This is a genomic window from Arthrobacter sp. Leaf337 (genome assembly GCF_001423745.1).
Taxonomy (GTDB): Bacteria; Actinomycetota; Actinomycetes; order Actinomycetales; family Micrococcaceae; genus Arthrobacter.
In genome coordinates this window covers 221,377-243,344 of the sequence record NZ_LMPC01000027.1, presented here as the reverse complement: position 1 = coordinate 243,344, position 21,968 = coordinate 221,377, and the positions used below count along the sequence as shown (strand labels likewise).

Annotated in this window: 18 protein-coding genes; 10 read left to right on the top strand and 8 right to left on the bottom strand. The window is 67.7% G+C overall.

What is annotated here, in order from left to right:
* Window positions 1-16: 16 nt before the first annotated feature.
* Both ASF98_RS18425 and ASF98_RS18420 read right to left on the bottom strand, forming a co-directional pair.
* The gene (locus ASF98_RS18425) at window positions 17-703 is read right to left on the bottom strand and encodes a potassium channel family protein (protein WP_043437835.1); all 687 of its coding nucleotides are present in this window, start codon (window positions 701-703) and stop codon (window positions 17-19) included.
* The gene (locus tag ASF98_RS18420; protein ID WP_055804899.1) at window positions 696-2,129 is read right to left on the bottom strand and encodes a TrkH family potassium uptake protein; all 1,434 of its coding nucleotides are present in this window, start codon (window positions 2,127-2,129) and stop codon (window positions 696-698) included. Before ASF98_RS18420 ends, ASF98_RS18425 begins: the two co-directional genes overlap by 8 nt.
* A gap of 104 nt (window positions 2,130-2,233) precedes the next feature.
* Here ASF98_RS18420 and ASF98_RS18415 point away from each other — a divergent pair, with 104 nt between their 5' ends.
* On the top strand, window positions 2,234-3,457 hold the full coding sequence (locus ASF98_RS18415; protein WP_055804896.1) for an acetoin utilization protein AcuC: 1,224 nt from the start codon (window positions 2,234-2,236) through the stop codon (window positions 3,455-3,457).
* A gap of 16 nt (window positions 3,458-3,473) precedes the next feature.
* Here the strand turns inward: ASF98_RS18415 and ASF98_RS18410 are convergent, their stop codons facing one another.
* Window positions 3,474-3,965 (bottom strand): hypothetical protein, encoded by a 492-nt coding sequence (locus ASF98_RS18410; RefSeq protein ID WP_055804893.1) that lies wholly within the window; start codon window positions 3,963-3,965, stop codon window positions 3,474-3,476.
* Window positions 3,966-4,120: 155 nt separating this feature from the next.
* Between ASF98_RS18410 and ASF98_RS18405 the strand changes: the two genes are divergently transcribed.
* Window positions 4,121-4,681, top strand: coding sequence for an ArsR/SmtB family transcription factor (locus ASF98_RS18405; protein WP_055804890.1), 561 nt, complete (start codon window positions 4,121-4,123; stop codon window positions 4,679-4,681).
* Window positions 4,682-4,783: 102 nt separating this feature from the next.
* On the opposite strand, the gene ASF98_RS18400 is transcribed toward ASF98_RS18405, so the two are convergent.
* A complete protein-coding gene (locus tag ASF98_RS18400) occupies window positions 4,784-6,160 on the bottom strand; it encodes an alpha-hydroxy acid oxidase (RefSeq protein WP_055804887.1) in 1,377 nt (458 codons plus the stop codon).
* A 93-nt stretch (window positions 6,161-6,253) separates the two neighbouring features.
* Between ASF98_RS18400 and ASF98_RS18395 the strand changes: the two genes are divergently transcribed.
* Entirely contained in the window at window positions 6,254-6,961 is a 708-nt protein-coding gene (locus ASF98_RS18395) for a FadR/GntR family transcriptional regulator (protein ID WP_055804884.1), read from the top strand.
* A gap of 14 nt (window positions 6,962-6,975) precedes the next feature.
* Here the strand turns inward: ASF98_RS18395 and ASF98_RS18390 are convergent, their stop codons facing one another.
* Together ASF98_RS18390 and ASF98_RS18385 are read right to left on the bottom strand one after the other, a co-directional pair.
* Complete coding sequence (locus tag ASF98_RS18390) at window positions 6,976-9,474, bottom strand: beta-glucosidase family protein (protein ID WP_055804881.1); 2,499 nt, start codon at window positions 9,472-9,474, stop codon at window positions 6,976-6,978.
* A complete protein-coding gene (locus tag ASF98_RS18385; protein WP_235506077.1) occupies window positions 9,475-10,812 on the bottom strand; it encodes an MFS transporter in 1,338 nt (445 codons plus the stop codon). It abuts the gene before it with no gap.
* Between the two features lie 109 nt (window positions 10,813-10,921).
* Here ASF98_RS18385 and ASF98_RS18380 point away from each other — a divergent pair, with 109 nt between their 5' ends.
* Window positions 10,922-11,512 (top strand): TetR/AcrR family transcriptional regulator, encoded by a 591-nt coding sequence (locus tag ASF98_RS18380; protein ID WP_055804879.1) that lies wholly within the window; start codon window positions 10,922-10,924, stop codon window positions 11,510-11,512.
* Between the two features lie 131 nt (window positions 11,513-11,643).
* Here ASF98_RS18380 and ASF98_RS18375 read toward each other — a convergent pair whose 3' ends face one another.
* Entirely contained in the window at window positions 11,644-12,672 is a 1,029-nt protein-coding gene (locus tag ASF98_RS18375) for a LacI family DNA-binding transcriptional regulator (RefSeq protein ID WP_055804876.1), read from the bottom strand.
* 206 nt (window positions 12,673-12,878) lie between these two features.
* Between ASF98_RS18375 and ASF98_RS18370 the strand changes: the two genes are divergently transcribed.
* From ASF98_RS18370 to ASF98_RS24895, 6 genes are all read left to right on the top strand, one after another.
* Window positions 12,879-14,348 (top strand): Gfo/Idh/MocA family protein, encoded by a 1,470-nt coding sequence (locus tag ASF98_RS18370; RefSeq protein ID WP_055804873.1) that lies wholly within the window; start codon window positions 12,879-12,881, stop codon window positions 14,346-14,348.
* Between the two features lie 30 nt (window positions 14,349-14,378).
* Complete coding sequence (locus tag ASF98_RS18365; protein WP_055804871.1) at window positions 14,379-15,347, top strand: NAD-dependent epimerase/dehydratase family protein; 969 nt, start codon at window positions 14,379-14,381, stop codon at window positions 15,345-15,347.
* Window positions 15,344-16,249 (top strand): 5-dehydro-4-deoxyglucarate dehydratase, encoded by a 906-nt coding sequence (locus tag ASF98_RS18360; RefSeq protein WP_055804868.1) that lies wholly within the window; start codon window positions 15,344-15,346, stop codon window positions 16,247-16,249. The genes ASF98_RS18365 and ASF98_RS18360 overlap by 4 nt, the downstream gene beginning before the upstream one ends.
* Complete coding sequence (locus tag ASF98_RS18355) at window positions 16,249-17,391, top strand: mandelate racemase/muconate lactonizing enzyme family protein (RefSeq protein ID WP_055804864.1); 1,143 nt, start codon at window positions 16,249-16,251, stop codon at window positions 17,389-17,391. The genes ASF98_RS18360 and ASF98_RS18355 overlap by 1 nt, the downstream gene beginning before the upstream one ends.
* Window positions 17,388-18,857 (top strand): aldehyde dehydrogenase (NADP(+)), encoded by a 1,470-nt coding sequence (locus tag ASF98_RS18350; RefSeq protein ID WP_055804861.1) that lies wholly within the window; start codon window positions 17,388-17,390, stop codon window positions 18,855-18,857. The genes ASF98_RS18355 and ASF98_RS18350 overlap by 4 nt, the downstream gene beginning before the upstream one ends.
* Before the next feature lie 214 nt (window positions 18,858-19,071).
* Window positions 19,072-19,440 carry a hypothetical protein gene (locus ASF98_RS24895; RefSeq protein ID WP_235506076.1) on the top strand — a complete coding sequence of 123 codons (369 nt, stop codon included), beginning with the start codon at window positions 19,072-19,074 and terminating at the stop codon, window positions 19,438-19,440.
* 10 nt (window positions 19,441-19,450) lie between these two features.
* Here ASF98_RS24895 and ASF98_RS18340 read toward each other — a convergent pair whose 3' ends face one another.
* The gene (locus ASF98_RS18340) at window positions 19,451-21,835 is read right to left on the bottom strand and encodes a SulP family inorganic anion transporter (protein WP_055804855.1); all 2,385 of its coding nucleotides are present in this window, start codon (window positions 21,833-21,835) and stop codon (window positions 19,451-19,453) included.
* Window positions 21,836-21,968: the final 133 nt, after the last annotated feature.

Here is a 21,968-nt window from a genome sequence, read left to right as displayed (position 1 = left end):
TTACGGGCTGCACCGGTTACGGGCGGGCGGCGAACCGTTCCAGCAGGTCCACGTGGCCGGACACGATCAGCATGTCCCGCGATGACACTTTGGTCTCCGGGCGGGCGTATGTGAAGTCCTCGCCCGGGGTCTTGACGCCCACAATGGTCACTCCGTACTTGGAACGGACCTTGGATTCCTCGAGGGTAAACCCGACAGTCTCCCGCGGCGGATACATCTTCACGATCGCGTAGTCGTCGTCGAACTCGATGAAGTCCAGCATCCGTCCGGACACCAGGTGCGCGGCACGGACGCCGGCGTCGGCCTCCGGGTAGATCACGTGGTTGGCGCCGATCCGGGTCAGGATCTTGCCATGGGACGGGGTGATCGCCTTGACCCAGAGGTGCTGGATCCCGAGGTCCACAAGGTTCACGGTGATCAGCACCGAGGACTCGATGGACGTGCCCACCCCCACCACGGCGGAGCTGAACTCCTGCGCGCCGAGCTGCCGCAGGGCGTCGATGTTGGTGGCGTCGGCCTCGACGACGTGTGTGAGTACGGGAGCCCATTTCTGCACCAGGTTGCGGTCGCGTTCGATCGCCAGGACCTCGCGTCCCTGTTTGACCAGCTGTTCGGCGGTGGATGAGCCGAAGCGGCCCAGTCCAATCACCAGCACGGGGGCGTTGTGGGCGGGGCGATTTACGGCGCCTGAGGAATCAGCCAATGATGGGCCTCTCTTCCGGGTAGTGGTACAGCTGGCTGCGCTGGCGCAGGGCCAGCGCAGCGGCGAGGGTCACGGTGCCCACGCGTCCGGCAAACATCAGCGCGGACAGGACATAAACGCCCGACGGCGGCAGCTCGGCACTGAGGTTCGTGCTGAGGCCCACGGTGGCGAAAGCTGAGATGGTTTCGAAGAGCACCCGGTCCAGGGACGCCCCGCTGATGTGCAGCAGCATGAAGGCTGAGACGGAGACAAGCGTGGCGCCAGCGACGATCACCGAGATGGCCACCCGCATGGTTCCCTGCGGGATGGTGCGGCCGTAAACCTTCACATCGGCGTCGCCGCGGGCCTCGGCCACGATGGCCAGGAACATGACGGCGATGGTGGTCACCTTGATGCCGCCGGCCGTTGAGGCCGAACCGCCGCCGGCGAACATCAGGGCATCGGTGAGGAGCATGGTGGTGGATTCCATGTGGTTCTGGTCCACCAGGTTGAAGCCGCCGGACCGGGTCATCACGGAGGCGAACAGCGAGTGGGTGATTTTGTCGCCGATGTCCATGGAACCGATGGTCCGCATGTTCTCCCACTCCATGAGCCCCCACAGCACTGTTCCGGCCGCCAGCAGGATGAACGACACCTGGATGGTCAGCTTGGTGTGCAGGTTCCATTTCTTCCAGTTCAGCCCGTTCTGCTGCAGCACCATCACCACGGGAAAACCCAGGCTGCCCAGGAAGACGCCGAGCATCAGCGGGACCAGGATCCAGAGATCGGTCTCGTACGGGACGATGCCATCCGAGTGCGGCGTGAAACCGGCGTTGTTGAAGGCTGAGATCGCATAGAAGACGCCATGCCACACCGACTGGCCGAAGCTCTCTCCCAGCGCCAGGAAGCGGGGGACCAGGGCAACGGCGAGGGCAGCCTCAATGACCACGGAGGTGGTGATGACGATCCGCAGCAGGGTGCCCACTTCGCCAAGGCGGCCGGCGTTGTTCATGGCCTCCTGGGCAATCAGCTTGCCGCGGACGCCTAGCTTCTTGCTGACCATCAGCGCCAGCAGCGAGGCCAGCGTCAGCGTGCCCAGGCCGCCGACGAAAATGCCGATCAGGATGATCAGTTGGCCGAAGAAGGACCAGTGCACCGCGGTGGAAACGACGGTCAGGCCGGTGACGCAGACCGCGGACACCGCGGTGAAGAGCGCCTGGTGCAGGGGAGTGAAATCGCCGGAGGCGGAGGACGCCGGCAGGGACAGAAGCCCCGTGAACAAGATGATGACGACACCGAACGCGGTCAGCGCCAGCCGTGCCGGCGACGTGTTGGCGATGTTGTCGATAAAGTCGCGGATACCCGTGAAAATCCACAGGCCCTCACGCTCCGGCACGCCGGGATGCCAGTTAGCCGGGCTCTGGGACCTCGGCTGGCTTTGCGTCATGTGCGGCTTTTCCTCGGTTGAATCGGCTTCCTTCAGTAGTAAACCACTATATTCCGCGCGATGACCGGGAAATCCGGGTGCCCGGCTCAGGTAGCCTGTCCTTGATGACATTCCTGCCCGGACTCACGCAGCCCGCACTGCCAACGATGGTGGTGTGGGACATGGCCATGACTGCCTACAACTTCGGCCACGGGCACCCGATGGCACCCGAACGCATGGAGCTGACCGCCCGCCTGGCCCGCAGCCTGGGCCTGCTGGACCTGGGACACGTCACCGTGGCCGCCCCGGACGTGGCCGGCGACGACGAACTGTGCACCGTCCACAGTCCCGAATTCGTGGCTGCGGTCCGCCGCGTCAGCTCAAACCCGGACGTCCCCGACCTTGAACGGGGCCTCGGGACGGAAGACGACCCCGCTTTTGCCGGCATGCACGAGGCCAGCGCGCGGCTTGCCGGCGGCTCACTGCTGGCTGCCCGTGCCATCCTGGACGGCAGCGCAGTCAGGGCCGTCAATTTCGGCGGCGGCATGCATCACGCCTCCCGTGAACGCGCCAGCGGCTTTTGCATCTATAACGATGCGGCCTTGGCGATCCAGAAACTGCTCGACGGCGGTGTGCAGCGCGTCGCATATATCGACGTCGACGCACACCACGGCGACGGGACGCAGAGCATCTTCTGGGATGACCCCCGGGTCCTCACCATTTCACTGCACGAGACCGGCCTGACCCTGTTCCCCGGGACGGGCTTCGCGAACGAGATCGGCGGCCCCAACGCGGAAGGCAGCGCGGTGAACGTGGCCCTGCCAGCCGGCACCGGCGACGCCGGCTGGCTCCGGGCATTCCACGCGGTGGTGCCGCAACTGATCGGTGCCTTCGAGCCCGAGGTGATTGTGAGCCAGCACGGCTGCGACTCGCACCGGCTGGATCCACTGACGCACCTCAACATCAGCGTGGACGGCCAGCGTGAAGCGGCCACCGCCGTCGGGAATCTCGCTGCCCGCTACTGCGACAACCGGTGGATTGCCACCGGCGGGGGCGGCTACAACGTGATCACCGTGGTGCCGCGGTCCTGGAGCCATCTGATTGCCATCGCGGCCGGCCGTCCGGTGCCGCTCCGCACCCCCGTCCCGGCCGACTGGCGGCAGTACGTCCAGGAAAAGTACGGGGCCGTTTACGGCGTGCCGGCGCCCGAATTCATGGGCGACGACGTGGATGTGTGGTGGCGTTCGTGGGAGGTGGGCTTCGATCCCAACGACGAAGTGGACCGCACCGTGATGGCCACCCGCAAGGAAGTGTTCCCGCTGTACGGACTGGATCCCTGGTTCGACTAGCGCTGGCCTGTCTAGGCTAGGAAATCGGCTTCTCGGTCTGGAACACCACCCCGGCGGCCCCGATGAGCCAGCCCAGCAAGGACAGCGCGAAGGCGCCGATCAAGTCGGTGGACGCTGTTCCCTTCACCAGCCAGAGCAGCAACACCAGCAGCCCCACCGCCAGGTACACCACCACTGCGGCCACAATCCGGCCGGACAGGCGGGCAGTGACCTCGGCCGGGTTGAAGGAGACGGCATCCGCGTCGCCTGGCGCAAGGTCGCGGCGGGCCTCTTCGTCGCGGCGCACCTCGGCGATGGTGAATCCGAGGGCCGACGCCGTCAGCGAGCTCAGTGAGGTGGCCAGCACGCCCGCCGCGGTGACCAGGGCACCGTTCAGTGGCGGCGCAACCGTCCTTCCGTCCGGCACCCAGAACCCGACGCGCAGCAGCACGGAGCCCCAGACCGCCACGAACAGGCCCAAAAACACAAACGCGATGATGTTGAACAGCTGCTGGCGCAGGAAATCCATTGCCACCCACCCCTCATGTTTGAGCGGCTGCAGCCGGACAGCCCGGGGCAACCGTGAGTCCGTTCTAGCACCGGCGCCGGTACAGGGCAATGGCGGTCGTGCGCGGGACGAAATAGTGGATGCCATCCGGCGTATATGTCGCTAGGGTGGATCACATGGTGACAGACGACGTATTTGCCGTCATTGCTGAGGCAACCCGGCGTGACATTCTGGTATCCCTCCGCTCGGGGGACAAAGCAGTGGGGGAACTGGTAGAGGAACTGGACGCCAGCCAGCCCACCATTTCCAAGCATTTGAAGGTACTCCGCGAGGCCGACCTCGTCAGCATGCGCGCCCAGGGCCAGAAGCGTTACTACGCGCTGAACCCCAAGCCCCTTGCCGGCGTCGCCGATTGGCTGGGGACGTTCGACGTCGGGCCGCGCGCCGCCGCCGTCGTCAGCTCCCCGGCCGCCCAGATCCTGGAGGTAAAGACGGAGCAGATCGCGGAAACCGTGGCGCCGTCGCCGGTGCCGGCTGCTGCTGGCACCGCCCGACCGGCCGCTGCGGCGGTGTCCGCGGCCTCGGAAGGCGGCCAGCTGAGCCCGGCCGTTGCGATCCCCGTGGCCACGGCCGGGGATGACACCGTCCCACAGCAGATCGGCCGCACCGTGGGCCGGGCCGCCACGAAGGCCGCCGACCTCATCGCGAACCTGCCCAAGTTCGGCCGCAAGAAGTAGCCCGGCCTTCACCCAACTGACTAGCAGTTAACGCTGTGAAAACGCGTTTTGGGAGCGTTAACTGCCAGTCAGTTGGGCGGGTCTCCGAAAACGGGACCCGGCCTACCTGCCGAGGATCCGCACGTGGTCCGGGGTCAGCTCGGAGAGCTTGCTGACGCCCAGCAGCGCCAGGGTGCGGGTCATGTCCTTTTCCAGGATCTGGATGGCACGGTCCACGCCGGCCCGGCCGCCGGCCATGAGGCCGTAGAGGTAGGCGCGGCCGATCAGCGTGAAGTCGGCGCCCAGTGCAAGCGCGGCAATAATGTCCGCGCCGCTCATGATGCCGGTGTCCAGGATGATTGCGGCGTCCGAGTTGTCCCTGGTGAACGCTTCCTTGACGTCCGGCAGCAGGTGGAACGGGATGGGCGCGCGGTCCAGCTGGCGGCCGCCGTGATTGGAGAGCACTACGCCGTCGGCTCCGTGGTCCACCACCTTGCGGGCGTCGTCGACGGTCTGGATGCCCTTCACCACCAGCTTGCCCTTCCAGGTTTCGCGCAGCCAGTCCAGGTCCTGGAACGTCAGGGTGGGATCGAACATGGAGTTGATCAGGTCCGCCACCGTGCCGGTGTAGCGGGAGAGCGACGCGAAGGTCAGCGGCTCGTGGGTGAGGAAGTTGAACCACCAGGCGGGGCGGTAGGACGCGTCCAGCACGGTCTTGATGGTCAGTGCCGGCGGGATGGTCATGCCGTTGCGGACGTCGCGGAGGCGGGCGCCGGCGACGGCGGTGTCCACGGTGACCATCAGGGTGTCGTTGCCGGCTTTGGCGGCGCGCTCGATCAGTTCCAGCGAGCGGTCGCGGTCCGTCCATAGGTAGAGCTGGAACCAGTTGCGGCCGTTCGGGGCGGCGGCGGCCACGTCCTCGATGGAGGCAGTGCCCATGGTGGAGAGCGTGTAGGGGATCCCGGCGGCCTCGGCGGCCTGGGACCCGGCGTATTCGCCTTCGGACTGCATCATCCGGGTGAAGCCCGTGGGCGCGATACCGACGGGCAGGCGCGACGGCTTGCCCAGGATGTCGGTGCTCAGGTCGATACTGGAGACATTCCGGAGGATGCCCGGCCGGAATTCAATGTCCAGGAAGGCCTCACGGGCACGGCGCAGCGTGATTTCGGCTTCGGCTGCGCCGTCGGTGTAGTCGAAGGGAGCCTGCGGGGTGCGGCGCTTGGCCATGTCCCGCAGTTCCCAGATGGTGCTGGCGCGCTGCAGCTTCGCGGCGCGGCTGAACTCCGGCTTCTTGAACTGCATCAGCGGCGCTAGGTCCGAGTATTTAGGCACGCGGCGCTTGAGGGCTGCCGGGACCGCGGCTGAGGCCTTGGCTACTGCGCCGTTCAATGCGCCGGACAGGGAGGTGCCCGCTGGCGCGGCGGCGCCAGCGGCCGGCGCATCCGATGTTTCGGGGGCCGGGGTGGTCTCGGGGTTGTTGGGCTGGATGGTGTGCGTCATTGCTGCCTCCGGGGCATCGGGCTGTGGTGGTGGCTCTGTGGTCTAACCACACTCTAAGGGATGTGGTCCAACCACATCAAGTACCATTGGCCCATGCGTACTCATCAATTGGTCCTGCAATGGATCGAGAACCAGCTTTCCAGCGGCGAACTGGCCCTGGGCGGCCGGCTGCCGGCGGAGCGGACGCTGGCCGAACAGCTGCAGGTCTCGCGCACCTCCGTCCGTGAAGCCATCCGCATTCTGGAAGCCATGGGGGTAGTCCGGGCCGGCGTGGGGTCCGGTCCCGACGCCGGCACCGTGGTCATCGCAGACCCGACGGCGGCGCTCGGCTCGGCGCTGCGCCTGCATGTGGCCACCTCGCACCTGCCGGTCGCGGACATTGTGCAGACCCGCGTCCTGCTTGAGTCCTGGGCCGTTGCCCGGGCCCGCACGGACTCTCCGGCCCTGGCGGAGGCCGCCTCGCTGCTCGAAAAGATGGACGCCTGCCCGGACACCGATGAGTTCCTGGCCCTCGACGTCCGTTTCCACCTTGCCCTCGCCGAGGCCGCGGGCAACGCCGTGGTCAGCGCCATGATGGGCTCCCTCCGGGAAGCGATCCAAAGCTACGCCGGCAAACTCACAGCGAACCTTCCCGATTGGGACGCCACCGCCGCACGGCTCCGCGCCGAACACCGCGACATCCTCGCCGCCATTAACAACCACGACGGCGGCAGGGCGGCCGGGCTCGTGGCGGCCCACATCGAGGGGTATTACAAAGAAGCCGGGCTGGGCCCGAAGGATTCGGACCCAGCCCGGCTTTAGCCATGAGCGATGGCTTAGCGCAGTTCGATCTCCAGCGTCTGGAAGTCGTCGGCAGAGTGCCGTCCCACCAGCAGGCGGAACGTGCCCCGCTCGAACTGCCAGCCGCCGTCGTAATGCCCGAAGGCCTTTGCCGGAATACGGACCTCAACGCTGTCCGTTCCCGCCGGCGCCAGGTGCGTTCCGGCGTAGCCGGCGAGCCAGCGGACCGGTCGCTCCACGGCAGACTCTGCACGGTCGAGGTACACCTGGACCACTTCGCGGCCGGTGCGTGTGCCGGTGTTCCGGACCGGGACGTGCAGCACAACGTCCTGGCCGGCGCTCACGTACTGGGGCGCGTGGGCGGTGCCCAGCTCAAAGGTGGTGTAGCCCAGGCCGAAGCCGAACGGCAGGGCCGGAGCGGCTCCGCCCGCGGCTTCCTGCTTGAGCCACGCCCGGTAGCCGATGTGGATCCCCTCGGAGTAGACCACCTTGCCGTCCACCGGCGTGGTGTTGAGGACGGGGACATCCGCCAGCGCGGCCGGCCAGGTGGTGGGCAGGCGGCCGCCCGGCTCCTCGGCACCCAGCAGGATGTCGGCGATGGCCGTGCCGAATTCCTGGCCGCCGAACCAGCCCAGCAGCACGGCGCCCACCTTGTCCAGCCACGGCATGAGCACGGGCGAACCGGAGTTCACCACCACCACCGTGCGCGGGTTCACTGCGGCCACGGCTTCCACCAGCTGGTTCTGCAGGCCGGGGAGGTCCAGGTCCTTGCGGTCGAAACCTTCTGATTCGATGGCCGCGTTGGTGCCAACCACCACAACGGCGACATCGGCTGCCCGTGCGGCTTCCACGGCGGCGTCGATCTCCGACTGCGGGTCCGCCACCACGGTTTCCTCACCGAGCAGGATGGCGGTGAAGGGGATGACCTGCTCCGCGGGCAGCTGGTATTCGGCCTCGATCCGGACGCTCTGGCCGGCGGCTGTTGCGATGGCATGGACGGTCTTGGGCGGATCGAACAGGGCGGCGCCGAGGACGTCGGTGTCGTCTTCGAGCTCGCTGTTGAACACCTCGGCTCCGTCAAGTACGAGCCGGATCTGGCCCACGGTGCCGACGCCCAGGTGGTGGACGCCCGCCGTTTCGGCAGTCCAGTCGGCCTCCATCCGGATGGAGGCGGCGCCGTCGGGAATTCCGATGCCGAACCAGATCAGGTGCGAGGCGAGGCGGTCTTCGCCGGAGATCTCCGTGCCGTCAGGGGCAAGGAACGTCACGCGGATTCCGGGCACTCCGGACACGGGGTTGCGGAGCGAGGTGCGGGGGAAGGCCTGGAGGCCCTCGGCCACCTTGGCGCCGCGGACATAGGTGACCTTGACGTCGTCGGGCAGTGCCTTGCGGAGGCCCTGCAGGGGCGAGACGGTGTACTTGGGCATCACGGTGGCGCTGCCGCCGCCCTGCGTGCGTGCTTCTTCGGCGTTGTGGCCTATGACCGCCACGCTGCCGAGCTTCGTGGCGTCGAGCGGAAGTATTCCGCCTTCGTTGCGGACCAGCACTGCGCCGCGGACAGCCACTTCACGGGCGACGGCGGCGCCGTTCAGCTGGGCGGGGAGCTCGGTCACCGCAGGCGCGAACCCTTCGAGTGAGCCGACGCGCGCCGCCAGCCGCAGGATCCGGGTGACCTTCTCCACGATGGCGTCGCGGCTGACACGGCCGTCCTTGACGGCGGCCAGCAGCTTGGGGCCCCAGTGGCCCACGGGTCCCGGCATTTCCAGGTCCTGGTGGGCGTTGGCCGCATCCACCGAGCGGACTCCGGTCCAGTCCGAGACCACGACGCCGTTGAAACCCCATTCCGTGGACAGCGGGGTTTCGAGCAGCTTGTTTTCGCTCGCCGTGGTGCCGTTGATGGAGTTGTAGGAGCTCATCACCAGCCATGCGCGGGCTTCTGTGATGGCGTCCTCGAAGGCCGCCAGGTAGAGCTCGCGCAGCGGACGTTCGTCAACTACCGAGTCGGCGGTAAAACGGTCCGTCTCGGCCTCGTTGGCCAGGTAATGCTTGGGGGTGGCGCCGACACCCATGGACTGCACGCCGGCAACATACCCGGCGGCCATGGTTGCGGTCAGCCGCGGATCCTCGCTCATGCATTCGAAGTGCCGGCCGCCCAGCGGGGAGCGGTGCAGGTTGATGGTGGGGCCGAGGACGGCGTGCACGCCCTTGCGGCGCGCCTCCTGGCCGAGGACCTGGCCGTAGCGGCGCGCCGTTTCGACGCTCCAGGTGGCGGACAAAGCGGACGACGACGGCAGGGAGACGGAGTCGTGGCGCTCGTCGAAGTCTTCACCGCGGACGCCGGCGGGGCCGTCCGACATCACCACGCGGCTCAGGCCGATTTCCGGAATGGCGTGGGTGGACCAGACGTCCGCGCCGGTCAGTAGCTGTACCTGCTGTTCGAGGGTGAGGCTTTGGGCGAGTTCGCGGATCCGGGCCTCGGCGTCCGGGGAATCCGACGCCGGGGCGAGCACGGCCGGTGAAAGTGCGGGGTTCATTTACTTGACTCCTTTGATGCGGATGACGAGGACGGCGCCGATGATGCCGATGGCCGCACCGCCGAGGAACAGTGCGGGGTAGCCGCCGAAGGCAATGACAGGGAAGGCGACGGCGGGCACAAGGGACTGGGGGAGTGCCTGGGCGATGTTGAAGACACCGAAGGTCTTGGCGTTGTCGCCCTGGCTGCCGGGCAGGAGGTCGGTGATGAGGGCGACGTCCACGGCACTGAAGCAACCAAGGCCCAGTCCTGCGATCGCCTGGCCCACTAGGACCTGGCCGGTGGTGCTGCTGGTGGCAATGACAATCAGGCCCACCATCATGATCAGGGCGGAGATGATCACCATGCCTTTGCGCTTGCCGATGCGGTCGCTGATCCAGCCGCCGGCGAGGCTCGTGGCGACCGTGCCGGCGGAACTGACCAGGGTGGCCTGGAACACCAGGCTGGTGACCTGGGTTTCAGCCACGTGCAGGTGGTCCGTGAAGAAGTACGGCAGGTAGAGCAGGCCGGCGCAGTAGCCGATGTAGACCATGAACTTGGTGAGCCACGCCCAGCCCAGTCCTGGGTAGGTGCGGGGGTTGAAGTAGAACGAGCCCAGGATCTCCTTGAGGTTCAGCGGGGCGGGCTTTTCCGTCAGCACGCGGTCCTTGAAGGTGAATGCGAAAGCAATGGCCACTGCGGTGCCGACGATTCCGGGCACCACGGCCATCTGCAGCGCGTTGTCGAACATTTGCGCGAAGAAGGCGGCGGCGACCAGGCCGATCGGAAGGGTCATGCCGATCAGGCCGGAGAGGCGCCCGCGTTCAGCCGGGGCTGCCTGGTCCGGAAGCGTGGCGACGAGTGCTGCGAGGGCGGCGTTGAAGCCGAGCTGGGCGATGACCCAGGCAACCAGCACGCCGGCAACACCCGTGGCTGAACCCAGCAGGAACAAGGAAGCGAGCCCCAGGAGGGAGCCGCCGACGATCCAGGGTTTGCGCATGCCGAACCGTGACGTGGTGCGGTCGCTCAGCCTGCCGAAGAACGGGTTGGCGAGCAGGGCAACCAGGGCGCCGACGCCGGCCACGAGGCTCAGTGCCCCGGCGCGGGTGTCCGGCGTGGTGATTTCCGAGACCTTGATGGCCAGGACCACCAGGGCCGGTGCCAGCACCGCCATCCAGAGCCCCGCGCTGGCGATGGGCATGCCGATGACGTAGGCGCGCGGGGCCTTGGTCTGTGCCGCAGCGGGCGCCGCGCCAGAGGCGGTGGTGCTCGAAGCGGCGGTGCTTGTTGAAGTACTGCTGATGGGTGTTCCGCCGGCCGGAGAAGCCTCGGAATCCTGGGGAATGGTCTTGACGGCCACATTGCCTCCTGACGAAAAGTGACCCTCCGTTGGGTCCTGAGAACGATGGTAGCGACAAAAACCGAGTGTGACTAGATTTTCAACGAAAAAAGTGAAATACACTGACTCAATGTCTACGTCGAAGCCACGCGGCCAGTACGCAAAGGGAGCGGAACGCCGCGAACAGATCATCCAGACGGCCACCGATGTTTTTGCCACCGAAGGCTTCGAAGGGACGGCGCTCAAGCGCGTAGCGGAGCTGGTGGGGGTCAAGGAGGCTACCCTGTTCCACTACTTCCGGGGCAAGCAGGAGCTGCTGACGGCGGTGCTAGCGGAGCGGGACCGGCGGAGCCTGGCCATCAGCGACCACGAGGAGGTGGGCTTGCGGCTGATGGCGCCGATCGCTGAGCGCAACCGCAAGGAGCCGGGACTCACCACGCTCTATGCCGTGGCTTCGGCGACGGCGAATGATCCGGGGCATGACTCGCACCCCTATTTCCAGGAACGCTATGCCCAGGTGGTGGCGGAGCTGGCCGAGGATATCGGCCGGCGCCAGGCCGCCGGTGAAGTGCGCGCGGACGTGTCCGCCACGATGCTGGCCCGGCTGGTGGTGGCAGCCTTCGACGGCCTCCAGCTGCAGTGGCTCTACGACAAAAGCGTGGACATGGCGGACGGCCTGACGCAGCTCGTCGACGTGCTGCTGGCACCGCCCGGAGCCTAGGCCGCCGGCCCGCCCGGAGCCGAGGCTCCGGGCCGGCGCCTCGGCTCGGAGCCGCTGGCGCCCCTGCTGGCACCGCCCGGCGCCTAGGCGAGCGGGTTAGGCGGAACTCGCCCGAGTCCGGGCTGGGCGGTTTAGGCGGTCCCGGGTGCGGCTCCCGAGCTGCTGCGGACCTCGAGCTTTGGCTCGAACACCGTGGGCCCCCCGGCGGCTTCGTCGGAGGGTATGTTGCGGATCAGGTCCCGCATCCGGTGCCAGGCCTGCTGGCCAAGTTCGGTGATGGGAACCGCCGCCGTCGTAAGCGTTGGGGTGGTGTAGCGGGCAAACGGAATGTCGTCGAAGCCGGTGACGGACATGTCTTCAGGGACCCGGACCCCGCGCTCGTGGAGTCCGCTCAGCAGGCCCATGGCCACGAGGTCGTTGAAGGCCAGGATGCCCGTGGCGCCGCTTGCCAGGACGGCATCCACTGACTGGTGCCCCGCCTCAAAGGTGGAGCCGCCGTCGAGCATTTGCAGTTCAATCCCCGGGTGGGCCGCCGTGAACTTTGCCAGGCCCGCGAGGCGCAGGCCGTTCGACGCGCTTCGGGCCGGGCCGGCCAGGAAGGCGAGCCGGGTATGGCCCAGGCCCACGAGGTGCTCGGCCAGTTCCCGGATGCCCTGGCCGTAGTCCACCATGAGGCTCGGCGTATGGGTGTCCACGGTGGTGCGGTTGATCAGCACCATGGGCTGGAGCGACGGCGCCAGCTCTTCCAGTTCGGCGTCGGCCATGCGCGGTGCGCACAACACCAGGCCGTCGCAGCGTCGGCGCGCCTCGCCGGCGAGGATGGCTTCCTCGCTGGACACTTCGGAGGAATCGGCGATCAGGACGCGGTAGCCATCCTGTGCGGCCGCCATGCTGAGGCCGCGGAGGATGGCCTGGAACGTGGGGTTGGAGAGGTCCGGCACCACGATCCCGATGGTGTCCGTCTTGCCGAGCGCCAGGCTGCGGCCCACCGGGTTTGGCTGATAGTTCAGCTCGGTTGCGGCCGCCCGGACCCGCTCGGCGATGGTGGGGTCAACCGTGAAGTTGCCGTTCATGACACGCGACACGGTGGCGTGCGAAACGCCGGCCTTGAGGGCGACGTCGGCAATGCCGATTCGCCGGGTGGTGGCTCTCCTGCCCAATGCTGCCCCTTTCCGGGCTACTCCGACTCCTGCCGGTTTTGTCTTCCCGTTCGGGCCTCCCCGTTCGGTGGATGGTTGACGGGACCGCCAGAGTCTTGATACAAAGCTTATAACGCTCCGAGAAAACGCTTTCTCACAATTCTCACCGCACCACTACCGGCCGTCAAGCGGCCAGCGTTCCTGCCTTCCGAAAGGGTTACACCGCAATGGGCAACACCGCCAACACCGTCACTCCGGGCAGCACCGTCGCAGCCGACGACACAACAGCCAGCGACACAACAGCCGACGCAGCCGCCGGCTCTGTCTCCGCCAGCCCTGTCCGCAAAGCCCGCATCGCGCTGATCGGCACGGGCGGCCGGTCCGAAATGTACATCCGTGCCATCCTCGGCAAGCACTCGGACACCGCCGAACTGGTGGCCTTCTCCGACGTGAACCCCGGCCGCGTGGAGTTCTACCAGAAGCTCATCCAGGAACTCGGCGCTCCCGGTCCCGTCGCGGCTTTCGATCCCGCCGATCTGACCGCCTTCATCCGGGCCAACGGCATTGACCGCGTCGTGGTGACCACGCCGGACTACACCCACGCCGACTACATCGTGGAAGGCCTCGAGGCCGGTGCCGACGTCGTCGTCGAAAAGCCCCTGACCATCGACGCCGAGGGCTGCCGCCGGATCACCAGGGCAGTGGAAGAGACTGGCCGCAACGTGGTGGTCACCTTCAACTACCGGTACTCGCCACGCAACAGCGCCCTGAAGGAAATCATCCAGAGCGGCGTGATCGGCAAGGTCACCTCCATCGACTTCAGCTGGGTCCTGGACACCGTGCACGGCGCAGACTATTTCCGCCGCTGGCACCGCGAAAAGAAGAACTCCGGGGGACTGCTGATCCACAAAGCCTCCCACCACTTCGATCTGGTCAACTGGTGGATCGACGACGTTCCCGAGCGCGTTTTCGCCTCGGGCGGACTGAAGTTTTACGGCGACAAGAACGCCGCCGAGCGCGGCCTGGGGCCCCGTCCGGAGCGTGGAACGCCCGACGCCGGCGGGCAGGCTTCCGCTAAAAAGGACCCCTTCGCACTGGACCTGCGCGAAGACGAACGCCTCAAGGCACTGTTCCTGGACAACGAGCACTACGACGGCTACCGCCGCGACCAGGACGTCTTCACCGGCGGCATCACCATCGAAGACAACCTTGCCCTCGTCGTGGAGTACCAGGGCGGACCGCGCCTGAGCTACTCCCTGAACGCCCACAGCCCGTGGGAAGGCTACCGCGTGGCCGTCAACGGCACCGAGGGCCGCGCCGAACTCGAAGTGGTGGAACGCGCAGCAGTTGTGCACAGCACCGACAAGAAGACCGTGGTGGACCCCTCCGCGACGCCGGTCGAAGAGGATGACGCGGTCCGCCGCAACGGCGAACGACTCGTGGTCCAGCGGCATTGGGAGGCGGCCTATGAAGTGCCGATCGTCAACGGCGAAGGAGGCCACGGCGGCGGCGACGAACTCCTGCTCTCCGACCTCTTCAACGGCCCCGGCGAGGACCCGCTGGGCCGCCCATCCGGCTACCTCGACGGACTCCGCTCCGTGTCCGTAGGCATTGCCGGCAATGCCTCCCTGGAATCCGGGCTGCCGGTCCGCACCGCGGACCTGGACCTCGGCGCCGACCTTCGCCGCGGCGCCTAGCCCGCGGCCTGAAATCCTAAAGGAAGCACCATGAGCAGGATTTTTGTTACCGGCGGCTCCGGCCGGCTGGGGCGCAGCGTTGTTGCCGGCCTCGCCGCCGCAGGCCACCACGTCATCTCCGTGGACCGTGACGCCGTCCCCGCGGCCCAGCTGCCCGACGGCGTTGAGCAGCACACAGCCGACCTTCTGGCGCCGGGGGAGGCAGTGCGCCTCCTGAGCGAAACAGCGCCCGACGCCGTCGTCCACCTTGCGGCGATCGCAGTACCGTTCAGCGCGCCGGAAGACGTCATCTTCAGCACCAACACGAGGCTGGCATACGCCGTCGTCAGCGCGGCGACCGAACTGCGCATCGGCAAGATCGTCACGGCGAGCAGCCCCACCGTGCTGGGGTACGGTTCGCCGGCCGGCTGGCTGCCGCAGGGCTTCCCGGTGGATGAGCGCACCACCCCAAAACCCTGGAACGCCTACGCGCTGTCCAAGCTCATTGCCGAACAGACAGTGCAGATGTTCGCCGCTGCCCAGGGAGACGCCATCCGCTACGCGGCCTTCCGGCCCTGCTATGTGATCTCGCCCGAGGAATGGGACGGGGCGCCCACCCAGCAGGGCCACACCGTTGCCGAGCGCCTCGCAGACCCCGCACTTTCGGCGCCGGCGCTCTTCAACTACGTGGACGCGCGTGACGTGGCGGACTTCCTGGACCTGCTGCTGGCCAAGATGGACACCATCCCCAACGGCCAGACCTTCTTCGTGGGAGCCGCCGACGCGCTGGCCACCACACCTCTTTCCGAATTGATGCCGCAGTTCCTGCCCGGCAGTTCGGAGCTTGCGGCCGGACTCACCGGCACCAGCCCGGCCTTTTCGATCGACAAGGCCCGCGAGCTGCTCGGCTGGGAACCCAGGCGAAGTTGGCGGAGCGAGCTGAAGACTGACACCAACCTCAACGACGAGACCCCTGCCGTGCTGGTCGCGGCAGGCACAGGATCAAAGGAGACCCGATGAAATTCGACGGCGTACTGTTCTTTCCCGTCACGCCCTTCACACCGGAAGGGACCGTGGACGTGGACATCCTCAAGGAGCACATCACGTCCCGCCTGCCGCATGGACCGGGAGGCGTGTTTCCGGCCTGCGGCACCGGCGAGTTCCATGCGCTGAGCATTGACGAGGTGCGCACCGTGGTGACCGCCGCCGTCGAAGCCGTTGCGGGACAGGTGCCGGTGGTGGCCGGTGCCGGCGGGCCGCTGGGACACGCCCTCGCCGCCGCCCGCGTGGCCGAGGAAGCCGGGGCGGACGCCCTGCTGGTCCTCCCGCCGTACCTCGTGACCGGCCCCACCGAGGGCCTGGTGGCGTACATCGAGGCGGTGGCCGCGGCCAGCAGCCTGCCGGTGATCGTCTACCACCGCGGCAACGCCAAGTACACGGCCGCCGCCATGGCCCGCCTGGCCGCCAACCCCAAGGTGATCGGCTTCAAGGACGGGCTGGGCGACGTTGGCCTCGCCCAGGAAATCGTCAGTGCCATCAACGCCACCGGCCGCCAGGACTTCCTGCTCTTCAATGGCCTGCTCACCGCGGAACTGACCCAGGGCGCCTACCGCGGGCTCGGCATCCCGCTGTACTCCTCGGCTGCGTTCGCCATGGCGCCGGAAATCGCCAAGGCCTACTACGATGCCTACATCTCCGGCGACGAGGACCGCCGGCACGCGTTGCTGGAGGGCTTCTACGCTCCGCTGGTCCGCCTCCGCGACCAGACCCCGGGTTTCGGTGTCTCCCTGATCAAGGCCGGGCTGCGCCTGGGCGGCCTGCCGGTCGGTCCGGTCCGCGCCCCGCTCGTTGACCCCTCCGAGGACCAGCTCGTCCAGCTCAAGTCCATCCTGGCCAAGGGCTACGAGCTGGCCGGCCGCTAATGGGCTCGCCAGTTGCCGAAGCGCCAGTTGCCGAAGCGGTCCGGACCGCACCGCTCATTACGGGACTGTCCAGCCGCCTCCTGACGGTTCCGCTCCTGCGGAGCTGGGGTGCGGAGGCACCGGAAAACCATGTGATCGTCACCGAACTCCAAACGGACGACGGCGGCACCGGCCACGGCTTCTCCTGGACGCCAACCATCGGCCCGCAGGCGGTCAAAGCCCTCCTCGACTTCGACGTCGCGCCCTTCATCACGGGGCTCGACGCGAATCCCGAAGGAGTGTGGGACCAGCTGTGGAAGCGGCTGCACGAAGCCGGCGGCGGGGGACTGACCACCATCGCCATGGCCGGTGTTGACCTTGCCTTGTGGGACCTGCAGGCACGCCGCGCCGGAACCTCTGTGACCGGGCTGCTGGGCCAGCGCCAGGATTCCGTGGAGATGTACGGCTCCGGCGTGAACCTGCACTATTCACTCGGGGAGCTCGTGGCCCAGGTGGAACGCTGGGTGGCGGCCGGGCACAACGCCGTCAAGATCAAGGTGGGAAAGCCGGACATCCGGGAGGACGCCGAGCGCGTGGCCGCCGTCCGCAAGGTCCTGGGCCCGGACCGGAAGCTCATGATCGACGCCAATCAGCGCTGGGACCTGCCCGCCACCTTCCGGGCCCTGGACGTGCTGGGGGAGTTCGGCCTCGAATGGCTGGAAGAACCGCTCCGCGCGGACGACCTCTGGGCCTACCGCAGGCTGCGCAAACACTCGACCGTGCCCATCGCGCTGGGCGAGAACCTGCACACCATCTACCGCTTCCGCGACTTCATCGAGGCGGGTGCGGTGGACATCATCCAGCCCAACATCATCCGGGTCGGCGGTATCACCCCCTTCCGGCGCATCGTGGAACTCGCCCGCACGCACAGCATCAGGGTCATGCCGCACCTGCTGCCGGAGCTCTCCGGCCAGCTCGCGTTGACCATGGCCGAGCCCACGCTGGTGGAGGACGTCGAGGACGCCTCGTTCGAGCAGCTCGGCGTGCTGGACGCGCCCTCGCCCGTGCACGTCAGCAACAGCCGGCTCACGCTCGCCGGCCGGCCAGGGCTGGGGTTCGCCTTCTCGGACCTCTCCGACCATCAGGACAGGAACTCATTGTGACAACAGCAACCCTCGACCTCACCGCCCTGACGGCTGCCGCCACCCGGGCGGCCAAAGCGGCCGCGGCAGCGTCCGACGTCGAACGGGCCCGTTGGTTGAATGCCGTCGCCGACGCTCTGGACGCCAACGTAACGGAACTGGTGGCCATTGCCGATGCGGAAACCCGGCTGGGTACCGCACGGCTGACCGGGGAAGTGGCCCGCACCACCGGGCAGCTGCGGCTCTTCGCCGCGGTGATCACCGAAGGGTCCTACCTTGAAGCGGTGATCGACCACGCCGACCCTTCGGCCACGCCGCCCAAACCGGACCTGCGGCGGCTGCTGAAGCCGATCGGGCCGGTGGCCGTCTTCTCGGCGTCGAACTTCCCGTTCGCGTTCTCGGTGGCGGGCGGTGACACGGCGTCTGCGCTCGCCGTCGGCTGTTCCGTGATTGTGAAGGCGCACTCCGGCCACCTCAGGCTGTCCGAGCGGACGGCGGAAATCGTCACGGAGGCGCTGGCCGCGGCCGGTGCCCCGGACGGCTTCTTCGCGCTGGTCAGCGGCCGGGAAGCCGGCACCGCGCTGGTGCAGGATCCGGCGATCAAGGCTGTGGGCTTCACCGGCTCCATTCCGGGCGGCCGGGCACTGTTTGACCTGGCCGTATCCCGGCCCGAACCCATTCCGTTTTACGGCGAACTGGGCAGCCTGAACCCGGTGGTCATCACGGCGGCCGCACTGCAGGAACGTGCCGGTGAACTGGCCGCAGGCCTCGCAGGGTCCTTCACCCTCGGCGCCGGGCAGTTCTGCACCAAGCCTGGGCTTGTGTTCATCCCGGCCGGCACCGACTTCCCGGCGCTGCTGGCGGAAGCTTCCAAGGACAAGGGGGCGGCGCCCATGCTGACGGAGCGCATCGCCGAGGCCTACCCGGACGGGCTGCGGAGCGTCGCTTCCTTGACCGATGCAACAGGTGCGGCCGCGGTCGAGGTGGTCGTCGGGTCAGTCGACCAGGACGCTGCTGCAAACGGTGCCGCGCCGGTGGTCTTCCTGACTTCCGCGGCCAACGTGCTGGAGCGCCCGGAGGAACTGCTGGAGGAGTGCTTCGGACCCACCACGCTGCTGATCGAGTATTCGGGCCCGGACGAGTTGACCGAAGCGCTCGCCCTGGTGCCCGGCAGCCTGACCGCCACGGTCCACGCGCAGCCGGGCGAGGATGTGTCCGGCCTGGTGGAGCAGCTCTCCGGCCTCGCCGGCCGTGTGCTGTTTGACGGCTGGCCCACCGGCGTCGCCGTGAACTGGGCGCAGCAGCATGGCGGGCCGTACCCGGCCACCACCTCGCTGTTCACCTCGGTGGGCTCGACGGCGGTGCGCCGCTTCCAGCGTCCCGTTGCCTACCAGGATGCTCCCGAAGCGGTGCTCCATCCTGCCCTGCGTGAAGCCAACCCGCTCGGCATTCCGCGCCGTGTGGACGGTGTGCTGGTGCTTCCGTAGCTTCACAGGTCAGTTCACGGGCAGGCGACACAGGAAGATCACCGCCCGGAAACGTAGCCGCAATCTTGTTGGGGGAAGCTGATCCCAGGAGTATCGCCAGGGGAGGCACACAGTGGAAGCAAGCGGACATTCAACCATCCGGACGTGTTCGGATTTGGCAGTCGGGGAAGAAATTGAGGCCTGGCACAAGGGCCGGTTGTTCCACCGGGGGAGCGTGACGGAGACTATTCCTTCCACGGACCTTTTCTGGATCGTGGATTCGCGAACGGGGGCGCGAAAGCTGCTGGACGTGGAGGCCTTGGAAATTGTCAGGGTCGAAAAGTCTGTTGCGGTTGAGGCCGCCCGGGCTGAGCCTGTGACGCCTAAACCGGCCAGGCCTGAACCCGCCAAGCCTGCGGCCGCGAGGCCTGAACCCGCCAAGCCTGCGGCCGCGAGGTCTGAACCCGCCAAGCCTGCGGCCGCGAGGCGCGGATCTGCCCGCGTGGACTCTGCCCGAGTGGACAAGGTGGCCAGCGCGGAGCGGCTCGCCGCTCCGCGCGCGGCCCGGCGGGAACCGCACGTCGTGTGGTTCTCCAACGCCTGAGCAGGCCCGCTTAGCGGCTGCTTGCGGCGGGGTCCAGATGGCCGACTCCCTCGGGCGTGATCTGCAGGACCCTGGCCGTGGAGATGTCGTAGAACAGCCCGGCGACATGGATGCGTCCTGACTCAAGCGGTTCCTGCAGACCGGGGTGGCGCTGGAGCCTGTCGAGCTGGACCGCAACATTCACCATGGCCAGCTGGTCCACGGCACCGTAACCCGCCTCGGCTGCAGCTGCCTGTACGGGGTGCCCGTCGCGGAAAGCCGTCAGGCTTGGCCGGGCGTGGTCGAGCCAGACGTCGATGGCGCCTCGATCCCCCGCGCCGTCCGGGTCAACAGCGCCGTCCGGATCAACCGTGCCCTCCGGGTCCGCCCACAGGGCGGTCATGGCACCGCAGCCTGAATGCCCGCAGACCACAATCGACTCCACGGAGAGTTCGTTGAGGGCAAACTCCAGGGCCGCCTCGATGGAGGCGTCCCGGCCGTCGTCGCCCACCACATTGCCCACGTTCCGCACGGTGAAGAGATCACCCGGGCCGCTGCTGGTGATCAGGTTCGGCACGAGACGCGAATCCGAGCAGGCCACGAACAGGGTGCCCGGATCCTGGTACGAGGACAGCTCCTGCACATGGGGACGCACCAGATGGGCGTTCCGGCGGTGGTAGTTGTCCACGCCGTCCAGCACCGAACGCAGCGGCCCCGGAACGTCAGGCACTGAAACGTGTGCTCCAGCAACGTCCTGCCCCGCCGCGTCCTGTCCGGCAGCGGCGTGCCCGATGAGCCGCCGCTGCCAGCTGCGCCACGGGGCGAAGCCGCTTCTCAGGGCGGAACGCGAACTGCCGCGGCTCGGCGGGCCCGCCTGGGCATCGTGCAGCGTGGCGGTGCCGCTTTCCTCGATGACTACCGTGCCGCCGTTGCCCACGTGGCGGCTGCGCCAGGCCTCAAGGGTGTCGTGCACGGGATGGTCGAGGAAGTCCACCTCCAGCTCGACCGTGACGTGGGTGCCGGCCGGAACAGACGCCAGGACAGTGCTCAGGCGCGGCAGCGAGAGGAAACTGCAGGACCCGTCGATCACCACCCGCCAGCGGTTGCCGTCGCCGCCGCCGGTCCGTTCCGCATGGATGCTGGCCCGCGCCACGCGCCAGAGAACCAGGGCGACGGCAAGGACCAATCCGGTCAACACGCCCACGAGGAGGTTGATGAACACGACGCTGAACAGGGTGACCCCGTAGACGGTGAGGTCACCGGTCCGCCGTGCTGTCCGGATGTCGGCCGCCCGGACCAGGCGGGAACCGATCACAATCAACAGGCCCGCGAGGACGGCCTGGGGAATCAGCTGGATGAGTCCTGCCAGCAGCAGCGAGAAGACCAGCACCCAGACGCCGTGGAGTATGGCCGACTTCCGCGTCCGGGCCCCGGCCTCGAGGTTGGTGGCGCTCCGCACGATCACTCCGGTGACGGGCAGCCCGCCCAGCATTCCGGAGGTCACGTTGGCGGCGCCCTGCCCCAGGAGTTCGCGGTTGAAGTCCGTGCGCGGTCCGTGGTGCATCTTGTCCACTGCCACGGCGGAGAGCAGGGATTCAACGCTGCCAATCAGTGCCACAGTGACCACGCCAATGACCACGGCGGTCCAGTTCCCGCCGGGCATCTCGGGCAGGGACAACGCGGCCAGCAGGGAACCGTCGAAGGTGATCCGGTCCACGTTGAAGGGCAGGGAGAGGGCGGTGGCCGCGATGACGGCGACCAGGGGCCCGGGAACCCGGCGTACTGCCGCGGGGAGGTGTTTCCAGCCGAGCAGCAGGGCAATGACCACCGCGCCGAGGACTGCCGCGGCGAGGTCGGCGGCGAAAATGCTGCCCGGCATGGCCATGATGTTGTCCCACGCCTCGCTGGCGGACTCGGCGCCGAGCATCACGTGCAGCTGCTGCAGCACGATGGTGATGCCGATGCCGGCGAGCATGGCGTGGACCACCACCGGCGCGATGGCAAGCGCAACGCGGCCCACCCGTGCCAGGCCCAGCAGCGCCTGGAGCACGCCGGCCGCCGCGGTGATGGCGCAGGTGGCCGGCCAGCCGAATTGTTCGATCAGGCCGGCGACGATGACTGTCAGTCCGGCGGCGGGTCCGCTGACCTGCAGCGGTGAACCGCCCAGGCTTCCGGCGACGATCCCGCCGACGGCGGCTGCGATCAGGCCGGCCATGACCGGGGCGCCCGAGGCGGCCGCGATGCCCAGGGACAGCGGGACGGCCACGAGGAACACCACAAGGGATGCCGGCAGGTCCCAGCGGAGTCCGTCGGTCAGGAACGGGCGCCGGTTTGTCGGGCTACGGTTAGCCGCCTTGTCCTCTGTCGGTGGTTTTGTCGGGGCGGGCGGGTCCGTCTTGGCGGGTGCTGATGGCATTGCAGTCCTTCGCTGGTACGTCGCGGTCCCGTGCCACGCTATTGACGCTCCAGTGCGGCCCGCAAGGGAACCGATCGTGAGAAAGAACACGCCAAAAAACCCGCTGCCGGCCATGTAACGGAGGCTCAACAAC